Here is a 547-nt window from a genome sequence, read left to right on the forward strand (position 1 = left end):
CATGCCGGCCGCGAGCGCCGCGTGATTGAATGCGTAGCCGTCCATCGCGGAGTTGTCGTGCGCGGGCACGTCGATCGGCGACACGATGTCGGCGGCGAGCACGCGGTCGAGCGCATCACGCAATGCCACGCGCTCGACGGCCGCGATGGGCGTCGCCCACTGCCGGACAATCGCCTGAGCGGCCCCGACGGGTAGCGCGTGAGGATCGTACTGCGCGACGCAGCGTGAAAAGTCGTTGAGCGTGGTCATGAATGGCTGGGCGTCGCGACCGGAGACGGGCGCGGCTGTTGCCGTGCGGCCGGAGCGGATGTCAGCCGGGGTCTCGATTACGTTCGAGGTCGGCGAGTTCTTGTAACGAGTTGGCATTGTAGAACGCGCGCTCGTCGGCAAAGACGACTTCGACCGTCTTGTGGCGCGCGTACCACGCGCGGACCTTGCGCTCGCCGGCGGCCAGAAACGCGGCCAGGTCGTCCGCGAAGGCGGCGCGCATCAGTGCGAAGACCGGGTGCAGCGAGGCTTCGCCGCGACTGTCGACGGTGGTCACGGT

At 68.4% G+C, this 547-nt stretch carries 2 pseudogenes; both read right to left on the minus strand.

Going from position 1 to position 547, the window contains the following annotated elements:
- Window positions 1–249, minus strand: a pseudogene (locus VSR34_RS38315) (molybdopterin molybdenumtransferase MoeA); the annotation flags it as partial.
- A 61-nt stretch (window positions 250–310) separates the two neighbouring features.
- Window positions 311–547, minus strand: a pseudogene (locus tag VSR34_RS38320) (molybdenum cofactor guanylyltransferase MobA); the annotation flags it as partial.

The sequence above is a fragment of the Paraburkholderia sp. JHI2823 genome (genome assembly GCF_038900695.1).
Classification (GTDB): Bacteria; Pseudomonadota; Gammaproteobacteria; order Burkholderiales; family Burkholderiaceae; genus Paraburkholderia; species Paraburkholderia mimosarum.